Genomic DNA, 24,361 nt, shown 5'->3' on the forward strand with positions numbered 1-24,361 from the left:
TGTGGAGGAAAGGCGTATGAAACTGATGTTTGCCTCGGACATTCACGGTTCGTTGCCCGCAACGGAACGCATGCTCGAACGCTTTGCGCAAAGTGGCGCGCAGTGGCTGATAGTGCTCGGTGATCTGCTGTATCACGGGCCGCGCAATGCCCTGCCGGAAGGCTACGCGCCAGCAGCGGTCGCTGAAGCACTGAACGCGCAGGCATCACGCATCATTGCTGTCCGCGGCAATTGCGACAGCGAAGTGGATCAGATGCTGCTGAAATTCCCTATTACCGCCCCCTGGCAACAGGTGCTGACCGGGTATCAGCGCCTGTTTCTGACTCACGGTCATCTCTTTGGCCCGGATAACCTGCCCGCACTTGCCGCTGGCGATGTGCTGGTTTCCGGTCATACTCATATTCCGGTCGCGGAAAAACGCGGCGAGGTCATCTATTTTAATCCTGGCTCGGTCAGCATTCCGAAAGGCGATTTTGTCGCCAGCTACGGGATGCTGGAGGATGATTATTTGCGGGTTTTAGCACTCAATGACCAACAGGTTATTGCACAGGTAGCGATTAACCCGTAACTTACCCGCAACCGTAAAACGCGCCGTGAGAGCGCTTTGACAGAAGGTTTCCCGATGGTGGATCAGAGTTCTTTGGCAAGCACAGAATGGGTGGATATCGTGAGTGAAGACAATGAGGTGATCGCGCAGGCCAGCCGCGCACAGATGCGCGCGCAGTGCTTACGCCATCGCGCCACCTACATTGTGGTTCATGACGGCATGGGGAAAATTCTGGTGCAGCGCCGCACCGAAATTAAAGATTTTATGCCTGGCATGCTCGATGCCACCGCTGGCGGCGTGGTGCAGGCCGATGAACAACTGCTGGAATCCGCGCGTCGTGAAGCGGAAGAAGAGCTCGGCATTGCCGGGGTGCCATTCGCAGACCATGGTCAGTTCTATTTTGAAGACAAGAACTGCCGCGTGTGGGGCAGCCTCTTTAGTTGCGTGTCGCATGGGCCTTTTGCCCTGCAGGAGGAAGAAGTCAGTGAAGTCTGCTGGATGACGCCGGAAGAGATCACCGCCCGCTGTGATGAGTTTACCCCTGATTCACTGAAAGCGCTGGCGCTCTGGATGAGCCGCAACGCCAGCAATGAAACGGCGAAGGCCGAAGAAGCGGAGTAACCGTCAGCAGCTATCGCGCAGACACAGTTTTGACGCGATAGGTGCACGTTGCGTCCAGTTCCCGTCATTCAGGCGCGCCAGCAGGGCGCGTCCGGCTTCGACGCCAATTTTGCGGTGCGGCACCGCCATGGTGGTCAGCGGCGGCTGGCACACCCGGCTGACATCGCTGTCGCCAAATCCCACAATCGCTAAGTCGTCCGGCACTTTGATACGCCGACGCTGGCATTCGTAAAGCGCCCCGCACGCCAGTTCGTCCGACACGCAGACCAGCGCATCCAGCTCCGGCCAGGCCAGAATAAATTCCGGTAACTGCGCCGCGCCCGTGGAGAAGGTCGGCGGCGCGGCGGCGTTGATCACCCGGTTCGGCGACATATGGTGGCGCATCATGGCTTTGTACCAGCCCTGAAGATGTTGCTGAAAAATCCACTGTTCCTGATTGGCGCACAGCAGACCGATGTTCTGATAGCCGCGCTGAATAACGGTTTGCGTCAGTTCAAACATAGCGGCGACGTTGTCGATGCCGATGTTCATATCGATAGGATCGGTGCGGGTCGCACCCATTTCAATCACCGGGATCGAGGCGTTTTTCAGCCACTGGCGCACTGTATCGCTGTGTTCAACGCTCAGCAGCACCGCGGCGGCAATGTTGGACGCCAGAAGTGTCTCCAGCAGTTTTTCTTCCTGTTCGACACGATGACGCGACTCTGCCAGCATGATCTGATACCCGGCGGGCTGTAGCACTTCCTGCAACCCGGCGAACATTTCCGAACAGCCTGATTCGCCCAGGTTCGGCACCACCATCGCAATCGTCCATGACGAGGCGGAGGCGAGGGCGCTGGCGGCGAGATTGGGCATATAGCCCAGCGTCTCGACCGCCGCTTCAATTTTTTCTCGTAGCTTGTCGGAGACCTGTTCAGGCGTGCGCAGCGCTCGGGACACCGTCATCGTTCCCACACCGGCAAGTTGCGCGACATCCGCAAGAGTGACTTTGCCAGTACTACGACGTTTTCGGGTAAGTGACATGCTTCATCCTGACTGAAATCACAACATAAAGTGCAAGCAGTATACGCCGGAAATCCCTCTTTTTGCTGCGTAATTGCGCAATGATTGTATTTTGATAGCGCTATCACAAATTTACTGTGTGGTTTTTTGGTAGCGCTATCTTTGTGATTATCATCACGGTTAGTCGCCTCACCCTTGCATAAAGTTTGTTCACCTTGTTAGCGAAAGGAGAACGGAATGCTAAGTCAGTGGATCCATGACGGAACGATTTTACTTGAGGAGACGGTCGCTGACTGGAAGCAGGCGGTCGAACTCTGTGCCCGTCCGTTGTTGGATAGCGGAACGATCACACCCGACTACGTGACCGCGATCATCACGCAGCATCAGAAACTCGGGCCGTATTACGTGCTGGCGCCGGGGCTGGCGATGCCGCATGCGCGTCCCGAAGAAGGCGCTAAAGGTATGGGGTTGTCCCTGCTGAAGCTGAAACAGGGAGTGTCGTTCGGGGCGGGTGAATTTGATCCCGTCGACGTCATTGTGATGCTGGCGGCGCCCGACAGCCACAGCCATATCGAAATGATCTCAGCGCTCGCCGCGTTATTCTCAAGCGAGGAAGATTTACTGCAATTACATCAGGCAAAAAGCCAGGAGGAAATAAAAACAATTATTTCACGCTTCTGATTCAGACCCGTACCCGACAATGATTTCATGACGCGTTACCGCGTCGTGCGCTCGTACTCTACCCAAAAAAGGTGACAATAATGAAAATCATGGCGATATGCGGCTCCGGCCTGGGCAGCAGTTTCATGGTCGAAATGAATATTAAAAAAGTCCTCAAGAAAATAAATATTGAGGCTGAGGTAGAACACTCTGATCTCTCCTCTGCCACCCCCGGTGCGGCCGACTTGTTTGTGATGGCAAAGGATATTGCCGCCAGCGCCAGCGTCCCGGACCATCAACTGGTGGTGCTCAATAACATTATCGATATCAACGAGCTCGAAGCAAAACTGAGCGATTATTTTAACAAACAATAACGTTAATAAGCGAGGCGGATATGTTTATCCTTGAAACGCTGAATTTTGTTGTTGATATTTTAAAGGTGCCCTCGGTACTGGTAGGGTTAATTGCGTTAATTGGTCTCGTTGCGCAAAAGAAATCATTTTCTGACGTCATTAAAGGCACCATTAAAACCATTCTTGGGTTTATTGTACTGGGGGGCGGCGCCTCCGTATTAGTCGGTTCGTTAAATCCGTTAGGCGGCATGTTTGAACACGCGTTTAATATTCAGGGCATCATCCCGAATAATGAAGCGATCGTGTCTATTGCGCTGGAAAAATACGGGGCGTCGACGGCGCTTATTATGGCCTTCGGGATGGTGGCAAACATCATCGTCGCCCGTTTTACGCGGTTGAAATACATCTTCCTCACCGGACATCACACTTTTTATATGGCGTGCATGATTGGTGTGATCCTGACGGTAGCCGGCTTTGAAGGGGTGGGGCTGGTGTTTACCGGTTCGCTGATCCTCGGTCTGGTGATGGCGTTTTTCCCGGCGCTGGCGCAGCGTTATATGAAGCGCATTACCGGCAATGATGACATTGCGTTCGGGCACTTCGGTACCCTCGGCTACGTGCTTTCCGGCTGGATTGGCAGCCTGTGCGGCAAGGGTTCCCGCTCCACCGAAGAGATGAACCTGCCGAAAAACCTCAGCTTCCTGCGCGACAGTTCCATCTCCATTTCACTCACCATGATGATTATCTATTTGATCATGGCGGTGAGTGCCGGACGTGAGTACGTTGAAGGCCAGCTCAGCGCCGGTCAGAACTACCTGGTTTACGCCATCATCATGGCGATCACCTTTGCTGCTGGTGTGTTCATTATCCTGCAGGGCGTGCGGTTGATTCTCGCGGAAATCGTCCCGGCGTTTACCGGTTTTTCCGAAAAACTGGTGCCCAACGCCCGTCCGGCGCTGGATTGCCCGGTGGTTTATCCGTATGCGCCTAACGCGGTGTTGATCGGCTTTCTGTTCAGCTTCCTTGGCGGGTTGGTGGGGCTTTTCCTGCTGGGGCAGATGAAACTGGTGCTGATCCTGCCGGGTGTGGTGCCGCACTTCTTTACAGGTGCGACTGCGGGCGTGTTTGGCAACGCCACCGGCGGTCGTCGTGGCGCGATGCTGGGTGCGTTTGCCAACGGTCTGCTGATCACCTTCCTGCCGGTTCTGCTGTTGCCGGTGCTTGGCGCGCTGGGCTTCGCCAATACCACCTTCTCTGACGCAGATTTCGGTGCTGTCGGGATCCTGCTGGGTAATCTGGCGCGCTATCTCTCGCCGCTGGCGATTACCGGGCTTGTCGTCGCGCTGTTCGTCATTCTGGTGATTTACAACGTGGTGAAAGGTAAATCTGCGGGCAACGGCGCCCGACAAGACACAGGAGCGAAATCATAATGTCTGCTGAACTTACTCGACTGGCCCGGGACATCCGCGTGGCGACGCTGAAATCGCTGACGCAGCTCGGTTTTGGCCACTACGGTGGCAGCATGTCGGTTATCGAAACGCTGGCGGTGCTTTACGGCGACGTGATGCGCATCGACCCCGCCGATCCTGACTGGCCGGAGCGCGACTATTTTGTCCTGTCGAAAGGGCATGCCGGCCCGGCGCTTTACAGTACGCTGGCGATCAAAGGTTATTTCCCGGTGGAAGAGCTGAGCACGCTCAACCAGAACGGCACGCGATTACCGAGCCACCCGGACAGGCTGAAAACCCGTGGCGTTGATGCCACCACCGGCTCGCTTGGTCAGGGTATCTCCATTGCCGCCGGAATGGCGTTGTCGCACAAGCTCGCCAGGCGGCCTAACCGCGTTTTCTGTATCGTGGGCGATGGTGAGCTGAATGAAGGGCAGTGCTGGGAAGCATTTCAGTTTATCGCCCATCACAAGCTCAACAACCTGCTGGTGTTTGTCGACTGGAACAAACAGCAACTGGACGGCGAGCTGGATGCGATCATCAACCCGTTCGATCTGGAAGGGAAATTTCACGCCTTTGGCTTTGATGTACACACCGTAAAAGGCGATGACATTCCGGCATTGCAGGCGATTGCTAAACCGGTGCTGGCGGCGGATGCGCGGCCGCGACTGGTGATCCTCGACAGCATCAAAGGGCAGGGCGTGCCGTATCTGGAGCAGCTAAGCAATTCTCACCATCTGCGTCTTACCGAGGAATCGCGAAAGGCGCTTAACGAGACCATTGAGCAACTGGAGGCCACGCATGATTAAGGTCGCCCCGGTCGGGGGGAAAGATGTCACCGAAATGCGCAAAGTGTACGCCGGGTTTGTCACTGAGCAGATCAAAGCAGAGAGCGGCATTATCGCACTGGAAGCGGATCTAATGAGCTCGATGGCGATGGATGGCGTGCAGCGCCAGTTCCCGGATCACGTGATTAACTGCGGGATCATGGAAGCGAACGTGATAGGTACTGCGGCAGGGCTTTCGTTAACCGGACGGAGACCGTTTGTGCATACTTTCACCGCCTTTGCCAGCCGCCGCTGTTTTGATCAGCTGTTTATGGCGCTGGATTATCAGCGTAATAACGTTAAAGTCATCGCCTCGGATGCGGGGGTGACCGCCTGCCATAACGGCGGTACGCATATGTCGTTCGAGGACATGGGTATCGTGCGCGGTCTGGCGCATTCGGTGGTGATCGAGGTGACGGATGCGGTGATGTTTAAAGACATCCTCAATCAACTGATTACCCTCGAAGGCTTTTACTGGGTACGCACCATCCGCAAACAGGCGCCAACCGTTTATGAGGAAGGCTCCAGTTTTACCATCGGCAAGGGCAATGTCCTGCGCGAAGGCGACGATATCACGCTCATCGCCAACGGCATTATGGTGGCCGAGGCGCAGGAAGCGGCACGGCGACTGGAGCGCGACGGTATCAGCGCGGCGGTCATCGATATGTTCACCCTCAAACCCATTGACCGTATGCTGGTGAAAAATTACGCCGAGAAAACCGGGCGTATTGTCACCTGCGAAAACCACAGCATTCACAACGGGCTGGGGTCGGCGGTGGCGGAAGTGCTGGTGGAAACCTGTCCGGTGCCGATGCGGCGCGTGGGCGTGAAGGAACGCTACGGACAGGTCGGCACGCAGGAGTTTCTCCAGCATGAGTATGGCCTGACGGCGGATGACATTGTGAAGGCGGCGAGGGAGCTGCTGTAAATAAAAAAGGCTAGCAGAGAGTTCCGGCTGATCACTATAAAGTTGGTCAGCCGTTTTTATATATCAATTTCCATTGTTGGTTATGGATAAACAAGTCGCTGGTATCGCCCACCAAAGAGGTGGGCAAGTAATGGTATAAATCTAATTATTTTATATAATATACCCCGGATCAATGATAGCATCAGTTACAATTGCTGTATGAGTAATTGAGAGGCCAGAACTCTGACATGTGAGACTTACTGCTTTTCCCTGTGCAGAGTCATATGCTGATTGACCAATTTCAGTTATTGCAAACGCAAATCTTCCTATGTCGTCTATGTTTTTTAATTTGTAATTATATAGTTCTAATGGAACTACAAACCATATAGTATTCAGCGGGTAAATATATGGGGTCCATCTTCCTCGTAACCCAATCGTGCCTGAGTAATATATTGTCTCGTAGTATCCTTGAAAAAGAACTGGCTATGACACATAATTTTATACTCACAATGCAAACACATTAATCCAGAGAATCATACCTATAGCTTTTTAACTTCCATCTCTTGTTTTCCATTTCAAATGTGAATATTTCCTGAACAAATCTCTTTGAGTACTTAGAATAATACACAAAAGATACCTCATTGTTCGAAAACAAACTGCGGGTGATTTTTTCTTGTCTAAGATTAGATTTAATAAATGAGCCAAGATCATTTTCTTTGGCACTTACCATAAAACCAATAAAATCCTTTTCTAATGTGGTTTTTTGAAGGTTGGACGAAGTTAGATCATATACTTTAGAGTAATCCCCTCTCTGATATAATTCATGGAAGGTATTTACGCTTTGTCTTGCTGGTTCTATATTTATAGGTGAACAGCCACATAGTAATAAAGACAGAACCAAAATAACATATCTCATCCTGCATTCCCTGTTAATTTATCAGGCATTCCTGCCATGTTTTACAAGCAAGAGCCATAGCCGAAGCATCAACACCAATACCAGCCCCCACAGATTCTGTTGAAGATTCAGGGTGGTCTATATCAACAGCGTAAGTATACGCAAGATGTCCAATTATCCCACCCCCAGTTGTCGTGCCGATAGATTTACTTACTCCTGACGAAGGCAGAGAGTTAGATTCAGAGTATGTAATCGCCGCGCTAAGCCCCCCACCAATTCCAGCGTGGCCACATGCCGTAGCATAGGCACAAATATCAGAAAGTATTTCCCCTTTCTTTTTGGCGAAAGCAACACCAACTCCAACATGGCCACCTAATGATACCAGGTCACCACCACCAGAAATATCAATAGATGAAGTGCCAGATGAATCATCATGCCACACGTCATATATCAATTGATATAGGTTGTACAACCCCAAAGGATCAACTTGTAGTATGGGGTTATTTGTGTACATATAAGGATTCCACCCACCTCTTAACCCAATCGGATCCTGAGTAATATACCGTCCCTGCTCCGGGTCGTAGTATCGATGACGGTTATAGTACAGCCCCGTCTCTTTATCATACTGCTGTCCCGGCAGCCGGATAAGTTGTTGCAGATTGTCGGGGTTATCCTCACGCAGCATATTCCCCCACTCATCAAACTCTGCACTCCACGCAATCTCCCCGTGAGCGTCAAACAGCGCCAGCGGCAGACCACGGTGGTCGCAGTGATACAGGTGGATTCTCCGTTGCGGACTGTACTCTGGCTCCATCTGCTTTTTCATCTGCTCCGGCGTCAGCCCGCACTGCGTCAGCCACTGCCGGCTTTGCCCGCTGACCTGGTTCGTCTTCAGTTCCCGCTCCAGATTATCCAGCAGCGTCACCAGTTCCGGTACAAAAGCCATCCCCGCATCCTGCTGGAGTTTTTCCGCCAGCGTGCGGCAGCGGGCTTTCGTCAGCTCTCCGGTTGCGGTTTCAATGCGGACTAACGGTGTAAAACTGCCCGGCAGATATACCGTCTGGATACGGGTGGTGTCTGTCTGCGTGGTGGTCAGTCGGTCGCCGTCCCAGCCGTACCATACGGTTTCCTTCAGTTCTGGCTTTGTACACGAACCATCGTCGCAGACCGTATATTTCCATATCCGCTTACCCGTGCGGCGGCCCGTCGGGTCATAGATATACCGGCTTTCCGTCAGCAGGTTGCCGTGCTGCATCTGGCGGTAATGCGCCAGCCGGTGCTGGTTATCATAGCCATAATGATGAGAAAGGCTGCCACGCGGACGGGGGCGACGCTCACCCTTTTCAGTGAGTCTGCCGTGTGCATCGTAATGGTAGAAATTATTCGCATCCTGACCGGTGCGGTTATTCCTGACGTTATCCGGCAGCATCGGGTATTCATCCCGCTCCGCTATCCGGTTGCCCGCCGGGTCAGTCAGGGTCCACTGCGTCAGGTCATGATGTGCTGATTTAATATGCGTACTGCGCAGCCGACCGGCGGAACCGTACTGATAATCACGCTGTTCATTCAGCCCGCTGATGCGGACAAGCTGTCCGCCGGCGTTCCATGTATAGTCACGGTTAAACCGGGGAATGTTCAGCTGGTGGCTCTGCAACTGGCCGCCTGGCGTGTATGCCGTGGTCAGTTCGTAATCGCCAAAGTTGCGCTGCGTCTCGCGGTGCAGGCGGTCACGGGTAAAGTCGAGAAGTGGTTCATCACCGAGCTTCATGCCCGCCAGATAACCGCTGCCATACGTCAGCCATTCCAGCGGAGGCAGGTTATCCGGTGTGACGCGGTTCAGCAGTGCGCTGTCGCTGTAATCGTGACGGGTGTCATGCTGCCATAACAATTCATCCGTGTCCGGGTGATGTACTGTCTGGCACTCGTGGACAGTACGGCCCCGGTCATCGTGCCCGTACTGCACAGTGACGCGGTACCCGTCACTGACGTGGCTGATTTCAGACAACCAGCCGCGCTCACTGTAACGCCACTGCTCCGCCGGTTTGTCATTCACCGTGCGGTGTGTCAGGCGGTCTGATGCGTCGTAGTGCCAGTGGGTGATGAGGCTTTCATCCTCACTGCGGATAAGCAGACCGGTGGTGCTGTACCCGTAACGCTGCGTCCTGCCGTCAAAACCGGTTTCCTGCGTCAGTCTGTCCAGCACATCATAAGTGAATGTTGTGTGGCTGCCGTTCTCATTCGTGAGTTGTGTGACCCGGCCTGCAGCGTCATATTGCATCCGCCGTGTCAGCCCGTCCTGTGTGCTGCTGAGGGTGTGACCCCAGGCGTCATGCGTGGTTTCGCGGCGACTGCCGTCCGGGGCTACCACTGCTGTCAGGTCGCCTGCGATATTGTATTCATAACGCGTTTCGCGACCCTGTGCATCCTGCCGGCTGACCAGCTGGCCCCGCCTGTCATACCTGAAATACCGGCTGACACCTTCCTCGTGATGCACTGCCGTCAGTTGCCCGAAGCGGTCATATTCATGGCGGGTTTCATAGCCGGAGCAGTCGGTAAAGGTGAGTAACTGACCGTAACGGCTCCAGGTCATCTGCTTCCGGTTGCCGGTGGCCTCTTCGGTGGAGGAAGGATATTCGCTGCGCGGATTATCATAAAAAAAACGGGTTGTACTGCCGTTGCGCAGGGTTTCAGCTGTCAGTCTGCCGTGCTCATCATACTCCTGCCGGCTCTGCAGCCCGTCAGGGTGGACTGTGCTGGTCAGCTGACGCTGAGCGTTGTAGCAAAACTCCGTGAGCCTGCCGTCCGGTGTGACGAGCGCCGTCAGTTGTCCGGAGGCGGGGCTGTGCCGGTATTCGGTTTTACGGCCCGCTGCATCCGTCTGCGCGAGCAGTCTGCCCGCGATGTCAATGTCGCTGCGGGTGATGCTGCTGTCGGCGTGCTCCTTTTTCACCACCCGTTTCATCCCGCCGTCGCCGTCGGTATGCAGTACCTCCCGGCGGCCCAGACTGTCGGTGACAGTGACGCTATTGAATCCATAAGCATAGGAATAACTTAAACCTTCCGGATTATGCTGCGCCGTCACGCGCCCGGCAACGTCATAGTGGTAGGATATCTCAGGCCTGCCCGCATAGCGGTGTGCCACCATCCGTCCCGGATGCTGCGTGTCATAAGTCAGGTCATGGACCGCCGTACCGCTGCGGTCATACACTCTCGCCAGTTCACCCCGGGAGGAATATTCATAACGCGCCAGGGGGGCGGCGGGCAGGTTATCCGGGTATTCCGGGTCGCGGGAAAGCCATACTTCGGCGAGGCGGACGCCACTGTCTGTGCCATAACCCGTGGCGGGGGGCGTGTCCCGACAGGAGGTCAGAACCAGCCGGAAGTGGCGGCCTGCGCCGTCTGTCACGGCGGTAATGTTCCCGGAAAATGCGCCGGATGCGGCACGGTGAAAAGTCATTGTCCGCCCGAAACTGTCCGCCAGGCCGGTCAGCACCCGGTACGGTGGCAACGGGGCGGGCAGCGCTTCATCCGGCCCGGGAACGCGCTCAGACCAGCCCAGGATCCACCAGGGCCCCTGAAGGCTGCTGGTTGCAAGGTAGATATGCGGGCTGACACGAATATCCTGCGGAAGCCGCTGCCAGAGTGCATACAGCGGATTACTTTCATGAAGCGCCAGTACACCGCCCCGGGCCAGCCAGAAAGACTCGCTGCGGCTGAAGGCCGTTTCCCCCGGAAACAGCGGGTGAAAATGAATACTGCGCCCGCCGTTGTCGTTGAGTATCAGTTCCGCATCATGTATCTGCAGGTGGATATCAGAGGGCGCTTTCCAGCCGGGGCCAAATATACCCACCGGGGCAGGCGTTCTGGTCTGGTAGCTGCTGTAGGTACGCGAGAGTACAAACGGCAGCGGGCCGGGCAGGGCAATATCGGTTTCGCCGGGCAATACCTTTGCGCCCAGCAGCGGATTGACCGGGTTGCCGGAGGTCATGCCGCCCGGACAGACCGAACAGGCCACGCCGGTCGGTGCGCCAATCATCACCCCCGCCGAGCCCTGGATTATTGGGCCACCTGTCATGGTGCCGTCACCCTGACGTGCTGCCGGTTTTCCGATCATTGTGCTTCCCTTCTGACATTCCTGAATGTGGTGCGTATCATTTCGTTATCACGCCCACGGTTTCTGTGACAGAAGTCGACATTTGTGAGGAAAGGCCAAAGAAAGTATGAAATTAGTGCTTATTTATCAAGTAATTAATTTGTTATATCAATGGTGAATATGAATTCATTTGCTCCGGGAATTAGATACCCCACAGCCCCACAGCCCCACAGCCCCACAGCCCCACAGCCCCACAGCCTCATAGCGTTCAAGACAGGAAATTTTACGCGAAACGATTCTGGAAAAAGTACTGGCCGCTCTGGGCGGCCAGTATTAACAAAGATAGATTTTCCTGGTGGCGCGAGCGCCACCAGGCTTTTTAACTTACTGCTGTGAAGACTGAATCGCGGTCAGTGCGATGGTGTAGACGATATCATCTACCAGCGCGCCACGGGACAGATCGTTAACCGGCTTGCGCATACCCTGCAGCATTGGCCCGATGGAGATCAGGTCAGCAGAACGCTGTACCGCTTTGTAAGTGGTGTTACCGGTGTTCAGATCCGGGAAGATGAACACGGTAGCGCGACCCGCAACCGGTGAGTTCGGCGCTTTGGATTTCGCCACGTCAGCCATGACTGCCGCATCATATTGCAGCGGACCGTCGATCATCAGGTCAGGACGTTTTTCCTGCGCCAGACGTGTGGCTTCACGCACTTTCTCTACATCGCTGCCCGCACCAGAAGTGCCGGTGGAGTAGGAGAGCATTGCCACGCGCGGTTCGATACCGAAGGCAATCGCCGAGTCAGCAGACTGAATCGCGATTTCGGCCAGCTGTTCTGCGGTCGGGTCCGGGTTAATCGCACAGTCGCCGTAAACGTAAACCTGCTCCGGCAGCAGCATGAAGAAAACGGAGGAAACCAGTGAACTGCCCGGCGCGGTTTTGATCAACTGCAGCGGCGGACGGATGGTGTTCGCGGTGGTGTGAACGGCACCGGAAACCAGACCGTCAACTTCGTCCTGCTCAAGCATCAGCGTGCCGAGCACCACGTTGTCTTCCAGTTGCTCACGGGCAACCGCTTCGGTCATGCCTTTGCTCTTACGCAGCTCAACCAGACGTGCGACGTAGCTTTCACGTACCACATCCGGATCAACGATTTCGATGCCCGTGCCCAGTTCAACGCCCTGGTCAGCCGCAACCCGATTGATGGCTTCCGGGTTACCCAGCAGCACGCAGGTTGCGATACCACGTTCAGCACAGATAGCCGCAGCTTTCACGGTACGCGGTTCGTCGCCTTCCGGCAGCACAACGCGTTTGCCCGCTTTACGCGCCAGCTCAGTCAGCTGGTAGCGGAACGCTGGCGGAGAGAGGCGACGGCTGCGCTCGGAGGTCGCAGACAGGGAATCAATCCATTCAGCGTTGATGTAATCAGCAACGTATTCCTGCACTTTCTCGATACGCGCGGTGTCGTCCACCGGCACTTCGAGGTTGAAACTCTGCAGGCTCAGCGACGTCTGCCAGGTGTTGGTGTTTACCATGAATACCGGCAGGCCAGTCGCGAACGCGCGTTCGCACAGTTTGGCAATCGGCGCATCCATGTCGTAGCCGCCAGTCAGCAGCAGCGCACCAATCTCAACGCCGTTCATCGCGGCGAGGCAGGCGGCAACCAGCACGTCAGGGCGATCGGCAGAAGTCACCAGCAGCGAGCCCGGACGGAAGTGTTCCAGCATATGCGGAATGCTGCGCGCACAGAAGGTCACGGATTTCACGCGGCGGGTAGCGATGTCACCTTCGTTAATGATGGTGGCATCCAGGTGGCGAGCCATGTCGATTGCGCGGGTAGCGATCAGATCAAAGCTCCACGGCACCACGCCGAGGATCGGCAGCGGGCTGGAATCTTTCAATTGTGCCGGATCGATCTTCACGACCTTCGCTTTCGACGAATCGTCAAAAATCTCGGACAGATCAGGGCGGGTACGGCCCAGCTCATCAACCGGCGCGTTCAGTTTGTTGATAATCACGCCAGTAATGTTGCTGTTTTTAGAACCGCCGAAGCTGCTGCGGGTCAGTTCGATACGCTCTTTCAGCTGTTCCGGGGTATCAGTACCCTGAGACATCACGAAGATGATTTCCGCGTTCAGCGTTTTCGCGATTTCGTAGTTCAGGGACTGCGCAAACTGGTGTTTGCGGGTCGGAACCAGACCTTCAACCAGAACCACTTCCGCGTCTTTGGTGTTCGCGTGGTAGTTTGCGATGATCTCTTCCATCAGCACATCTTTCTGATTGCTGGAGAGCAGAGATTCAACGTGGCTCATTTTCAGCGGTTCAGCCGCAGGCAGGTTAGATTTTGCCCGCACGATGGTGGTGGTCTGGTCAGGCGCATCGCCACCGGCACGCGGTTGAGCGATCGGCTTAAACACGCTCAGGCGTACGCCTTTACGTTCCATTGCACGGATAACACCGAGGCTGACGCTGGTCAGGCCGACGCTGGTTCCGGTTGGGATGAGCATAATAATACGGGACACGATTTATCCTCTTTCGTTACCGCCGACACGTTTCGGCGGGCTACAAAACAGCACCGCCAGCATTGGCTGGCGGTGTGGAATCAGGCGGTAAGACGGCTGGCGTCTTGCGCGATAACCAGTTCTTCGTTGGTCGGAATGACCACAGCCGGACGGGTGCCTTCTTTGTTGATGAAACCAGACTTGCCGAAACGGGCAGCCAGGTTACGTTCATGATCAACTTCAAAGCCAAGCACGCCCAGTTTGCCCAGGGACAGCTCGCGTACCATCGCCGCGTTTTCACCGATACCACCGGTGAAGACGACCGCATCCAGACGACCGTCCATCAGCGCCGTGTAGGAACCGATGTACTTCGCCAGACGGTGGCAATACACGTCCATTGCACGTTTTGCGTCTTCTTTGCTCGTGTAGTTGTCTTCAACATAACGGCAGTCGCTGGTGACTTCAGTCAGGCCCAGCAGGCCGGATTCTTTGGTCAGCAGCTTGTTGATTTGATCAACGCTCATGCCCAGGGTGTCGTGCAGGTGGAACACAATAGCCGGATCGATATCACCGGAGCGGGTTCCCATCACCAGACCTTCCAGCGGAGTCAGACCCATCGACGTATCAACGCATTTGCCATTGCGAATCGCGCTAACAGAACCACCATTGCCGAGGTGGCAGGTGATGATGTTCAGTTCATCAACAGGCTTGTTCAGTACTTTTGCGGCTTCCTGAGTCACATAGAAATGGCTGGTGCCGTGCGCGCCGTAGCGACGAATGCCGTGCTCTTTATACAGGCTGTACGGCAGGGCGTACAGGTAGGATTCTTCCGGCATGGTCTGATGGAACGCGGTGTCAAACACAGCAACGTTCTTTTCTCTCAGCTGCGGGAAAGATTTAAAGGCTTCAGCGATACCGATCAGGTGAGCTGGGTTATGCAGAGGTGCGAAAGAGGCCGCATCTTTGATACCCTGAACGACGGTATCGTCGATCACCACGGAACGGGTGTATTTTTCGCCGCCGTGAACAATACGGTGACCAATTGCCGTCAGCTGTGCGGACAGTTCTGGTTTTTGTGCCAGAATAGTGTTAACGATAAAGTTCAGCGCTTCACTGTGAGCGGCGCCTGCACCTAAAGCCGCCTCTTGTTTGCTGCCGTCCATTTTCCATTTAATACGGGCTTCAGGAAGATGGAAACACTCGGCTAAACCAGAGAGGTACTCGTCACCGTTAAGCGCATCGATGATAGCGAATTTCAGTGAGGAGCTACCGCAGTTCAGAACCAGTACTAACTTACTCGACATGGAAGTACCTTTTGATACGTGGCTAAAAAAACGTCAAAGAGTCACAAAGCGTAGCGCAGGATGACACCGACATTTATGATTAACATCATGCCTTGGTCGTTTTGAGGCATGAGGGAAATAATACTTATTGATTCTACGTCATTTTGCACAATTTTCAGCCAGCGGCAGAATGTGCGATAATTTGACAAACCTGATGCGTGGGTCTACGCCCATCTCAGGCTGGCACAGGATACCCGATTGCAGGGGACAATGACAAAATCTTTTGAACGTTGTCATGCACAGTTGTGAGTTTGCACATTTTTTTTAATATTTGTTCGTGAAGTTGAGGTAATGCCATGTCGACACCAGACAATCGCCCGGTAAATTTTTTCAGTTTGTTCCGACGGGGACAACACTATGCGAAGACGTGGCCAATGGAAAAACGCCTCGCCCCGGTTTTCGTGGAAAATCGCGCCATTCGGGCCACGACATACGCCACTCGCCTCATGCCGCCTGTCGCGGTCTTCACCCTTTGCTGGCAAATCGCCCTTGGCGGGCAGTTAGGCCCGGCGGTCGCGACGGCGCTGTTCGCATTGAGCCTGCCGATGCAGGGCCTGTGGTGGTTAGGGAAGCGTTCTGTCACACCGCTTCCGCCCACCATTTTGCACTGGTTTTATGAAGTGCGCGGCAAATTGCAGGAAGCCGGGCAGGCGCTCGCGCCGGTAGAAGGAAAACCGGATTACCAGGCTTTAGCTGACACGCTTAAGCGCGCCTTCAAACAACTGGACAAAACTTTCCTTGATGATTTGTAATTGAAGCGAAAAAACGCATATAAAGAAGACACAGAATATGTGTCTTTTTTTATGCCCTACGCGCAACAGGAGTCAAAAAATGGAAATGACCAACGCTCAACGCCTTATCTTGTCGAATCAATACAAGATGATGACGATGCTCGATCCAGACAATGCAGAAAAGTATCGTCGTTTGCAGACGATCATTGAGCGCGGCTATGGGTTGCAGATGCGGGAGCTGGATCGCGAATTCGGCCAGCTGACAGAAGATACCTGCCGCACGATCATCGATATCATGGAGATGTACCACGCGCTGCATGTCTCCTGGGCTAATCTGAAAGATCCCAGCATCATTGATGAGCGTCGCGTGACGTTTCTCGGTTTTGACGCGGCCACAGAAGCACGCTACCTCAGCTACGTGCGTTTTATGGTGAATACCGAAGGCCGTTATACCCATTTCGATGCCGGGACGCACGGTTTCAACTCACAGACGTCTATGTGGGAAAAATATCAGCGCATGCTGGCGGCCTGGCACGCCTGCCCGCGCCAGTATCATCTGAGCAGCAATGAAATCGACCAGATTATTAATTCCTGATGGAGGCGTGTGTGCACTGTAAAGGTTTTCTGTTTGATCTGGATGGCACGCTGGTAGATTCTCTGCCCATCGTTGAGCGGTCATGGTGTCACTGGGCGGATCGTCATGGTCTTGCGCATGATGAAGTCCTGAATTTTATCCATGGTAAACAGGCTGTCACGTCATTACGTCATTTCTTACCGGGTAAAAGCGAGGCGGAGATCCAGGCCGAATTCGCGTACTTAGAAAACATCGAAGCCACCGACACCGACGGAATTGTTCCGCTGCCTGGCGCGCTGGCGCTGCTGAATCAGCTCAATGAAGCCGGTATACCGTGGGCTATCGTCACCTCCGGCACGCGTCCCGTAGCGCATGCGCGTCATAAAGCCGCCGGGCTGCCAACGCCGGAAGTGTTCGTTACCGCCGAGCGCGTGAAGCGCGGTAAGCCGGAACCAGACGCGTATCTGTTAGGGGCCGAACTGTTGGGTTTGTCGCCGCAGGACTGTGTGGTGGTGGAAGATGCGGGGGCGGGCGTACTGTCCGGCCTCGCCGCCGGGTGCCACGTTATTGCCGTTAATGTTCCTGCCAGCGCCCCTCGCCTGCAGGAAGCAGACTTTATCCTGACGTCGCTGGAACAACTGATTATCACCAAAAACGCTGACGGGCAGGTAAACGTGGCATTAAAAGCATAATCCTATGATATAGCCCCGGATTGGCGGGGCTTTTTTATGGCACTATTTCTTCACTTTCATCCCGACATCTGACAAGGACACGTTGTGAACGGTGAACTTATTTGGGTGCTGTGCCTGCTGGCGGTTGCCGTGGTGTTATTTGCCACTGGCAAAGTGCGCATGGATGCGGTGGCATTGCTGGTGATTGTCGCGTTTGTCCTGAGCGACACACTGACCCTGAGCGAAGCTTTTTCTGGCTTCAGCGATCCGAACATTATTCTTATTGCGGCGCTGTTTATCATCGGCGACGGCCTCGTGCGCACCGGTGTTGCCACCAATATGGGGGCCTGGCTGGTCAAAGTGGCCGGTAACAGCGAAACCAAAATGCTGGTCTGCCTGATGCTGACCGTCGCCGGACTGGGCGCGTTTATGAGCTCGACCGGCGTGGTTGCTATTTTTATCCCCGTCGTGTTGAGTGTCTCGATGCGCATGGAAATTTCCCCATCCCGCCTGATGATGCCGTTAAGTTTTGCCGGGCTTATCAGCGGTATGATGACGTTAGTCGCGACACCGCCCAACCTCGTTATTCACAGTGAACTGATCCGCGAAGGGTACGACGGGTTCCGCTTCTTCAGCGTAACGCCACTGGGGCTGGTGGTTCTGCTGATGGGGATTGTCTACATGCTGCTGACGCGCTTTATGCTCAAAAGCGAAAAGCAGGACACCGCGGGCGATGGCTGGAAACGCCCGTCGTTTCGCGATCTTATCCGTGAATATCGTCTGACCGGTCGCGCCCGGCGTCTGGCGATCCGCCCCGGCTCGCCGATGATTGGCCAGCGGCTTGATGATCTGCGTCTGCGCGAACGCTACGGCGCCAACGTTATCGGTGTGGAACGCTGGCGACGCTTTCGGCGGGTGATCGTTAACGTGAACGGTGTGTCTGAATTCCGCGCCCGCGATGTGTTACTGATTGATATGTCTGCCGCTGATGTCGACCTGCGTCAGTTTTGCAGTGAGCAACTGCTGGAGCCGATGGTGTTGCGCGGTGAATATTTCTCCGACCAGTCGCTGGACGTAGGGATGGCGGAAGTGTCGTTGATCCCGGACTCCGAGCTGTTGGGTAAAACCGTCCGCGAAATCGCTTTTCGTACCCGCTACGGCCTGAATATTGTCGGCCTCAAGCGCGGCGGGCAGGCGATGGACGGTGTGGTAGTGGACGAACCACTGCAACTGGGCGATATCATGCTGGTGGTGGGAAACTGGAAACTGATTAGCCTGCTGGCGCAAAACGGGCGCGATTTTGTCGTGCTCAATATGCCCATCGAAGAAAGCGAAGCCTCTCCGGCGCACAGCCAGGCGCCGCACGCCATTTTCTGCCTGGTGCTGATGGTGGCACTAATGCTCACCGACGAAATTCCCAATCCGATCGCGGCGATTGTGGCCTGTCTGCTGATGGGGCGCTTTCGCTGTATTGACGCTGAAAGCGCCTACAAAGCCATTCACTGGCCGAGCATCATTCTTATTGTCGGCATGATGCCATTCGCCCATGCGCTGCAAAAGACTGGCGGCGTCGATTTGATCGTCCGTGGATTGATGGATATCGGCGGTCAGCAGGGGCCGTATCTGATGCTGGGCTGTCTGTTTGTGATGTGCGCGGTGATCGGCCTGTTCATTTCTAATACCGCCACGGCGGTGCTGATGGCGCCGATTGCGCTGGCGGCGGCAAAAACGATGGGCGTGTCGCCTTATCCGTTTGCGATGGTGGTGGCGATGGCGGCCTCGGCGGCCTTTATGACGCCGGTTTCGTCACCGGTTAACACGCTGGTGCTTGGTCCGGGAAATTATACCTTCAGCGATTTTATGAAGCTGGGCATTCCGTTCACGGTGCTGGTGATGGTGGCCTGCGTGCTGCTGATCCCGGTGCTGTTCCCCTTCTGAGATGGCTGCCGGGCAGGGCGCCCGGCAGTCAGTTAAAGCGGCGAATCCTGACTGATTTCATCCAGCGAAAGGTGGAAGCTCGGCACGAAAACCTGCATGAAATAATCCATTTCTTCGCTGCGTCGCGATTCCAGCGTTTTCTCCAGACGCGCTTTGGCGAGCAAAAACTCATTGTTGCCCGCAGACAACTCTTCCAGACATTTCAGATAAGCGCAGAGCGCATCCGCCTGCTTCACGATGGATTTCTCTTCCGCGCTGTACTGCCGGTCATCTATCAGCGGTTCGAAGATATCACGCAGCTCTGCCGGGACCATATCGACCAGCTTTTGCTGCGCAATTTTTTCGATGGCTTTATATTCCTGGGCGATTTGCGAGTTGAAATACTTCACTGGCGTTGGTAAATCACCGGTCAGTACTTCTGAGGCGTCGTGATACATCGCCAGCAACGCAATGCGATCGGCATTGACCTGACCACCGAATTTACGGTTTTTGATTGCCGCCAGCGCGTGTGCCACCATAGCGACCTGCAGACTATGCTCGGAGACGTTCTCCGTGCGGACGTTCCGCATCAGCGGCCAACGATTGATTAACTTCAGGCGTGAAAGATGGGCAAAGAAGTGACTCTGGCTCATAGCGATCCTTAATCAATAACAGCGTTCGGAATATTGTGCGCAGAGATGACCGCCGGATGCAAACGCCGGCGGTCAGGACGATTACGACTGATGATACCCGGAGAGGAAGCGACCGAAGCGGGTGATAGACATTTCCAGCTCGTCAAGGCGGGGCAGGGTCACGATACGAACGTGATCCGGCCACGGCCAGTTAAACGCCGTGCCCTGAACCAGCAGCACTTTTTCCTGTAACAGGAAATCGAGCACCAGTTTCTGGTCGTCGTGAATATTGAAGCGTTTGGCATCAATTTTCGGGAACATATAGAGTGCACCTTTCGGCTTCATGCACGAAACGCCAGGGATTTCGTTAATCAGTTCCCACGCGCGGTTACGCTGTTCGTACAACCGACCGCCAGGCATGATGAACTCACTGATGCTCTGGTAACCGCCGAGCGCTGTCTGAATGGCGTGCTGCGCCGGAACGTTGGCGCACAGGCGCATCGAGGCCAGCATTTCCAGCCCTTCGATATACCCTTTGGCGTGTTTTTTCGGCCCGTTGAGCACCATCCAGCCCTGGCGGAAACCAGCAACGCGGTAAGTTTTCGACAGGCCGTTAAAGGTGATGGTCAGCAGATCCGGCGCCATCGCCGCAATCGAATGATGCTCGGCATCATCGTAAAGAATTTTGTCGTAAATCTCGTCGGCGAAAATAATCAGATTATGCTGGCGGGCGATTTCAACAATCTCCATCAGCAGCTCTTTGGAATAGACGGCACCGGTCGGGTTATTCGGGTTGATGATGACAATCCCGCGGGTGCGTGGCGTGATTTTGGCGCGAATATCGTCGAGATCGGGAAACCAGTCGGACGACTCATCACAAAGATAATGTACCGCTTTGCCGCTGGAGAGCGATACGGCGGCGGTCCACAGCGGATAGTCTGGCGCCGGTACCAGCATCTCGTCGCCGCTGTTCAGCAGCGCCTGCATTGCCTGGACGATCAGCTCAGAAACGCCGTTGCCGATGTAGATATCCTCAACGGTCACATCACGCATACCACGCGCCTGATAATGCTGCATGATGGCTTTACGGGCAGAATAGAGACCTTTTGAATCGCAATAGCCCTGCGCCGTAGGCAGGTTACGAATCACATCAACCAGAATTTCATCGGGGGCGTCGAAACCGAAAGGCGCCGGGTTACCGATATTCAGTTTGAGAACTTTATTGCCTTCTTCTTCTAGACGTTTTGCTTCCTTCAGAACCGGGCCGCGGATGTCGTAACAGACATTATCAAGTTTGCTGGATTTTTCGATGAGGGACATGAATCGTTGACCTTTTAGCTATTATTGTGACTCCCTGCCGTGGAAGTCAGCACGGAATAATGTACTCCCCGCACCGGGCTTTTTGAAGGGTCAACAGACGAAGATTTTGTGAATAGTGGACAATTATTCCGCTCTGTTTTGCTGTTATGACAAACGGAAGTGGCGTTATCTTGCGTGTTTTTGCCTTGTTAGTGGCATGACATGCTTTTATATGATGGTTTTTATGGATTATGTGCTGAGCAAAAAATATGACGTCTATCAGACTCTGTGCCAGGATAGGGAAACGAAGCCGTGAACTGAAAAAGGGAATTATTGCCTTTTTAGTTATTTTCTCTTTTTGAGGTGAAACATTGTCTGTGAAAGCAATGTTAAGTGATGTTAATGATTAAATAATTAAACAATTAATCATCATTTATTAAATTCACAATTTGTCCGTTGGTCAGATTATTTAGGGAAGGTGCGAACAAGTTCCTGATATGAGATCATCATATTCATCCGGAGCGCATCCCAGAGGGACATCATGAGCCATCAACTCACCTTCGCCGATAGTGAATTCAGCACTAAGCGCCGTCAGACCCGAAAAGAGATTTTCCTCTCCCGCATGGAGCAGATTCTGCCATGGCAAAACATGGTGGAAGTCATCGAGCCGTTTTATCCCAAGGCGGGCAATGGCCGACGGCCCTATCCGCTGGAGACCATGCTGCGTATTCACTGCATGCAGCATTGGTACAACCTGAGCGACGGTGCCATGGAAGATGCCCTGTACGAAATCGCCTCCATGCGCCTGTTTGCCCGATTATCCCTGGATAGCGCCCTGCCGGATCGCACCACCATCATGAATTTCCGCCACCTGCTCGAGCAGCATCAACTGGCCCGTCAATTGTTCAAGACCATCAATCGCTGGCTGGCCGAAGCAGGCGTCATGATGACCCAAGGCACTTTGGTGGATGCCACCATCATTGAGGCACCCAGCTCTACCAAGAACAAAGAGCAGCAACGCGATCCGGAGATGCATCAGACCAAGAAAGGCAATCAGTGGCACTTTGGCATGAAGGCCCACATTGGTGTCGATGCCAAGAGTGGCCTGACCCACAGCCTAGTCACCACCGCGGCCAACGAGCATGACCTCAATCAGCTGGGTAATCTGCTTCATGGAGAGGAGCAATTTGTCTCAGCCGATGCCGGCTACCAAGGAGCGCCACAGCGCGAGGAGCTGGCCGAGGTGGATGTGGACTGGCTGATCGCCGAGCGTCCCGGCAAGGTAAAAACCTTGAAGCAGCATCCGCGCAAGAACAAAACGGCCATCAACATCGAATACATGAAAGCCAGCATCCGTGCCAGGGTGGAGCACCCGTTTCGCATCATCAAGCGGCAGTTCGGCTTCGTGAAAGCCAGATACAAAGGGCTGCTGAAAAACGATAACCAACTGGCGATGTTATTCACCCTGGCCAACCTGTTTCGGGTGGACCAAATGATACGTCAGTGGGAGAGATCTCAGTAAAAACCGGAAATAACGCCAGAAATGGTGGAAAAAATAGCCTAAATAGGCTGATTCGATGTGTTTGCGGGAAAAAAATCGGCCCAGATCCGCGAAATTTTAATCAGCGAGTCAGCTTGGGAAGAAATGACCTGCTTATTCGCACCTTCCTTAGGGAAGGTGCGAACAAGTTCCTGATATGAGATCATCATATTCATCCGGAGCGCATCCCAGAGGGACATCATGAGCCATCAACTCACCTTCGCCGATAGTGAATTCAGCACTAAGCGCCGTCAGACCCGAAAAGAGATTTTCCTCTCCCGCATGGAGCAGATTCTGCCATGGCAAAACATGGTGGAAGTCATCGAGCCGTTTTATCCCAAGGCGGGCAATGGCCGACGGCCCTATCCGCTGGAGACCATGCTGCGTATTCACTGCATGCAGCATTGGTACAACCTGAGCGACGGTGCCATGGAAGATGCCCTGTACGAAATCGCCTCCATGCGCCTGTTTGCCCGATTATCCCTGGATAGCGCCCTGCCGGATCGCACCACCATCATGAATTTCCGCCACCTGCTCGAGCAGCATCAACTGGCCCGTCAATTGTTCAAGACCATCAATCGCTGGCTGGCCGAAGCAGGCGTCATGATGACCCAAGGCACTTTGGTGGATGCCACCATCATTGAGGCACCCAGCTCTACCAAGAACAAAGAGCAGCAACGCGATCCGGAGATGCATCAGACCAAGAAAGGCAATCAGTGGCACTTTGGCATGAAGGCCCACATTGGTGTCGATGCCAAGAGTGGCCTGACCCACAGCCTAGTCACCACCGCGGCCAACGAGCATGACCTCAATCAGCTGGGTAATCTGCTTCATGGAGAGGAGCAATTTGTCTCAGCCGATGCCGGCTACCAAGGAGCGCCACAGCGCGAGGAGCTGGCCGAGGTGGATGTGGACTGGCTGATCGCCGAGCGTCCCGGCAAGGTAAAAACCTTGAAGCAGCATCCGCGCAAGAACAAAACGGCCATCAACATCGAATACATGAAAGCCAGCATCCGTGCCAGGGTGGAGCACCCGTTTCGCATCATCAAGCGGCAGTTCGGCTTCGTGAAAGCCAGATACAAAGGGCTGCTGAAAAACGATAACCAACTGGCGATGTTATTCACCCTGGCCAACCTGTTTCGGGTGGACCAAATGATACGTCAGTGGGAGAGATCTCAGTAAAAACCGGAAATAACGCCAGAAATGGTGGAAAAAATAGCCTAAATAGGCTGATTCGATGTGTTTGCGGGAAAAAAATCGGCCCAGATCCGCGAAATTTTAATCAGCGAGTCAGCTTGGGAAGAAATGACCTGCTTATTCGCACCTTCCTTAGATTAAAGCACTTTGAAAACACTAAGAAAATTTGTGTGAGTTTCTTCTCATTAACACTTATAAATATAGTGGTTTTAGGTTAGGATACGGATGTTAATTATTCAGTCTGCTGGCATCTCGCCGCGCGTAAACTGAAAGCTAACGCGAATAACTATATGTTATTGCTGATATTTTGTTTATTTGATGCTGGAGTTTAGTTCTTTTCTTTTTATCGCATGCTACCTGGATTTTTTGCGAAACCTGCATGTTTACTAAAAGGCGAATGCAATTAAGAAGGAACTGAATAACGCCAAAAATCAAGGATAAACAAAAATATGGCTAAGGGGTCTGTTCATACTCGAGCAGGCAGGCGTATTCAATGCAATAACGCTCTTTCAGGCGGTCATCTGGTGAGCTTCAACGGCCAGCGACGCGATTCAAATGGAATTGCCTGAAGATTTGAGCACAGCATTAACCGGGCAGGTCAG

The 24,361-nt window shown here is 54.0% G+C and carries 22 protein-coding genes; 15 read left to right on the forward strand and 7 right to left on the reverse strand.

Annotated features, from left to right (window positions below; genetic code table 11):
- Positions 1–16: 16 nt before the first annotated feature.
- Together yfcE and yfcD are read left to right on the forward strand one after the other, a co-directional pair.
- Positions 17–568, forward strand: coding sequence for a phosphodiesterase (yfcE, locus tag QMG90_RS07495; RefSeq protein WP_283283218.1), 552 nt, complete (start codon positions 17–19; stop codon positions 566–568).
- Positions 569–625: 57 nt separating this feature from the next.
- The gene (gene yfcD, locus QMG90_RS07500; RefSeq protein WP_283283908.1) at positions 626–1,168 is read left to right on the forward strand and encodes an NUDIX hydrolase YfcD; all 543 of its coding nucleotides are present in this window, start codon (positions 626–628) and stop codon (positions 1,166–1,168) included.
- Positions 1,169–1,171: 3 nt separating this feature from the next.
- Here yfcD and QMG90_RS07505 read toward each other — a convergent pair whose 3' ends face one another.
- A complete protein-coding gene (locus QMG90_RS07505; protein WP_283283219.1) occupies positions 1,172–2,191 on the reverse strand; it encodes a LacI family DNA-binding transcriptional regulator in 1,020 nt (339 codons plus the stop codon).
- Between the two features lie 216 nt (positions 2,192–2,407).
- Between QMG90_RS07505 and QMG90_RS07510 the strand changes: the two genes are divergently transcribed.
- From QMG90_RS07510 to QMG90_RS07530, 5 genes are all read left to right on the forward strand, one after another.
- On the forward strand, positions 2,408–2,851 hold the full coding sequence (locus QMG90_RS07510; RefSeq protein ID WP_283283220.1) for a PTS sugar transporter subunit IIA: 444 nt from the start codon (positions 2,408–2,410) through the stop codon (positions 2,849–2,851).
- A gap of 80 nt (positions 2,852–2,931) precedes the next feature.
- A complete protein-coding gene (locus QMG90_RS07515) occupies positions 2,932–3,204 on the forward strand; it encodes a PTS sugar transporter subunit IIB (RefSeq protein WP_038156654.1) in 273 nt (90 codons plus the stop codon).
- A gap of 20 nt (positions 3,205–3,224) precedes the next feature.
- Complete coding sequence (locus QMG90_RS07520; protein ID WP_283283221.1) at positions 3,225–4,613, forward strand: PTS ascorbate transporter subunit IIC; 1,389 nt, start codon at positions 3,225–3,227, stop codon at positions 4,611–4,613.
- Positions 4,613–5,440, forward strand: a complete 828-nt coding sequence (locus tag QMG90_RS07525; protein ID WP_419096968.1) for a transketolase — start codon at positions 4,613–4,615, stop codon at positions 5,438–5,440. The genes QMG90_RS07520 and QMG90_RS07525 overlap by 1 nt, the downstream gene beginning before the upstream one ends.
- Positions 5,433–6,386 carry a transketolase family protein gene (locus QMG90_RS07530; protein WP_283283222.1) on the forward strand — a complete coding sequence of 318 codons (954 nt, stop codon included), beginning with the start codon at positions 5,433–5,435 and terminating at the stop codon, positions 6,384–6,386. The genes QMG90_RS07525 and QMG90_RS07530 overlap by 8 nt, the downstream gene beginning before the upstream one ends.
- A 499-nt stretch (positions 6,387–6,885) precedes the next feature.
- Here the strand turns inward: QMG90_RS07530 and QMG90_RS07535 are convergent, their stop codons facing one another.
- The 4 genes from QMG90_RS07535 to ackA form a co-directional block, all read right to left on the reverse strand.
- Positions 6,886–7,281, reverse strand: a complete 396-nt coding sequence (locus tag QMG90_RS07535) for a type IV secretion protein Rhs (protein ID WP_283283223.1) — start codon at positions 7,279–7,281, stop codon at positions 6,886–6,888.
- A 13-nt stretch (positions 7,282–7,294) separates the two neighbouring features.
- Entirely contained in the window at positions 7,295–11,374 is a 4,080-nt protein-coding gene (locus tag QMG90_RS07540) for an RHS repeat-associated core domain-containing protein (protein ID WP_283283224.1), read from the reverse strand.
- A 363-nt stretch (positions 11,375–11,737) separates the two neighbouring features.
- Complete coding sequence (gene pta, locus QMG90_RS07545) at positions 11,738–13,876, reverse strand: phosphate acetyltransferase (RefSeq protein ID WP_283283225.1); 2,139 nt, start codon at positions 13,874–13,876, stop codon at positions 11,738–11,740.
- A gap of 80 nt (positions 13,877–13,956) precedes the next feature.
- Positions 13,957–15,159 carry an acetate kinase gene (gene ackA, locus QMG90_RS07550; RefSeq protein ID WP_283283226.1) on the reverse strand — a complete coding sequence of 401 codons (1,203 nt, stop codon included), beginning with the start codon at positions 15,157–15,159 and terminating at the stop codon, positions 13,957–13,959.
- A 335-nt stretch (positions 15,160–15,494) separates the two neighbouring features.
- On the opposite strand from ackA, the gene yfbV reads away from it, so the two are divergent.
- The 4 genes from yfbV to QMG90_RS07570 all read left to right on the forward strand — a co-directional run bounded on the left by yfbV (position 15,495) and on the right by QMG90_RS07570 (position 19,112).
- Positions 15,495–15,950: a terminus macrodomain insulation protein YfbV gene (gene yfbV, locus QMG90_RS07555; protein WP_283283227.1), complete on the forward strand. Its 456-nt coding sequence runs from the start codon at positions 15,495–15,497 to the stop codon at positions 15,948–15,950.
- Positions 15,951–16,029: 79 nt separating this feature from the next.
- Positions 16,030–16,524 carry a YfbU family protein gene (locus QMG90_RS07560; protein ID WP_038156637.1) on the forward strand — a complete coding sequence of 165 codons (495 nt, stop codon included), beginning with the start codon at positions 16,030–16,032 and terminating at the stop codon, positions 16,522–16,524.
- Positions 16,525–16,535: 11 nt separating this feature from the next.
- A complete protein-coding gene (locus tag QMG90_RS07565) occupies positions 16,536–17,195 on the forward strand; it encodes a sugar phosphatase (protein ID WP_283283228.1) in 660 nt (219 codons plus the stop codon).
- An 84-nt stretch (positions 17,196–17,279) separates the two neighbouring features.
- Positions 17,280–19,112, forward strand: coding sequence for an SLC13 family permease (locus tag QMG90_RS07570; RefSeq protein ID WP_283283229.1), 1,833 nt, complete (start codon positions 17,280–17,282; stop codon positions 19,110–19,112).
- A 32-nt stretch (positions 19,113–19,144) separates the two neighbouring features.
- On the opposite strand, the gene yfbR is transcribed toward QMG90_RS07570, so the two are convergent.
- Positions 19,145–19,744, reverse strand: coding sequence for a 5'-deoxynucleotidase (gene yfbR / locus QMG90_RS07575; RefSeq protein ID WP_054179287.1), 600 nt, complete (start codon positions 19,742–19,744; stop codon positions 19,145–19,147).
- Positions 19,745–19,825: 81 nt separating this feature from the next.
- Positions 19,826–21,043, reverse strand: coding sequence for an alanine transaminase AlaA (alaA, locus tag QMG90_RS07580; RefSeq protein WP_283283230.1), 1,218 nt, complete (start codon positions 21,041–21,043; stop codon positions 19,826–19,828).
- Positions 21,044–21,563: 520 nt separating this feature from the next.
- Here alaA and QMG90_RS07585 point away from each other — a divergent pair.
- Genes QMG90_RS07585 through QMG90_RS22455 form a run of 4 tightly spaced genes read left to right on the forward strand, consistent with a single transcriptional unit; the run spans position 21,564 to position 23,977 of the window.
- The gene (locus tag QMG90_RS07585) at positions 21,564–22,544 is read left to right on the forward strand and encodes an IS5-like element ISKpn26 family transposase (RefSeq protein ID WP_000019473.1); all 981 of its coding nucleotides are present in this window, start codon (positions 21,564–21,566) and stop codon (positions 22,542–22,544) included.
- Entirely contained in the window at positions 22,526–22,723 is a 198-nt protein-coding gene (locus QMG90_RS22450; protein ID WP_309354868.1) for a hypothetical protein, read from the forward strand. Before QMG90_RS07585 ends, QMG90_RS22450 begins: the two co-directional genes overlap by 19 nt.
- Before the next feature lie 40 nt (positions 22,724–22,763).
- Positions 22,764–23,744 (forward strand): IS5-like element ISKpn26 family transposase, encoded by a 981-nt coding sequence (locus tag QMG90_RS07590; protein ID WP_000019473.1) that lies wholly within the window; start codon positions 22,764–22,766, stop codon positions 23,742–23,744.
- Entirely contained in the window at positions 23,726–23,977 is a 252-nt protein-coding gene (locus QMG90_RS22455; protein ID WP_346733139.1) for a hypothetical protein, read from the forward strand. Before QMG90_RS07590 ends, QMG90_RS22455 begins: the two co-directional genes overlap by 19 nt.
- Positions 23,978–24,361 lie beyond the last annotated feature (384 nt).

It is taken from the genome of Trabulsiella odontotermitis (assembly GCF_030053895.1).
GTDB classification, from domain to species: domain Bacteria; phylum Pseudomonadota; class Gammaproteobacteria; order Enterobacterales; family Enterobacteriaceae; genus Trabulsiella; species Trabulsiella odontotermitis_C.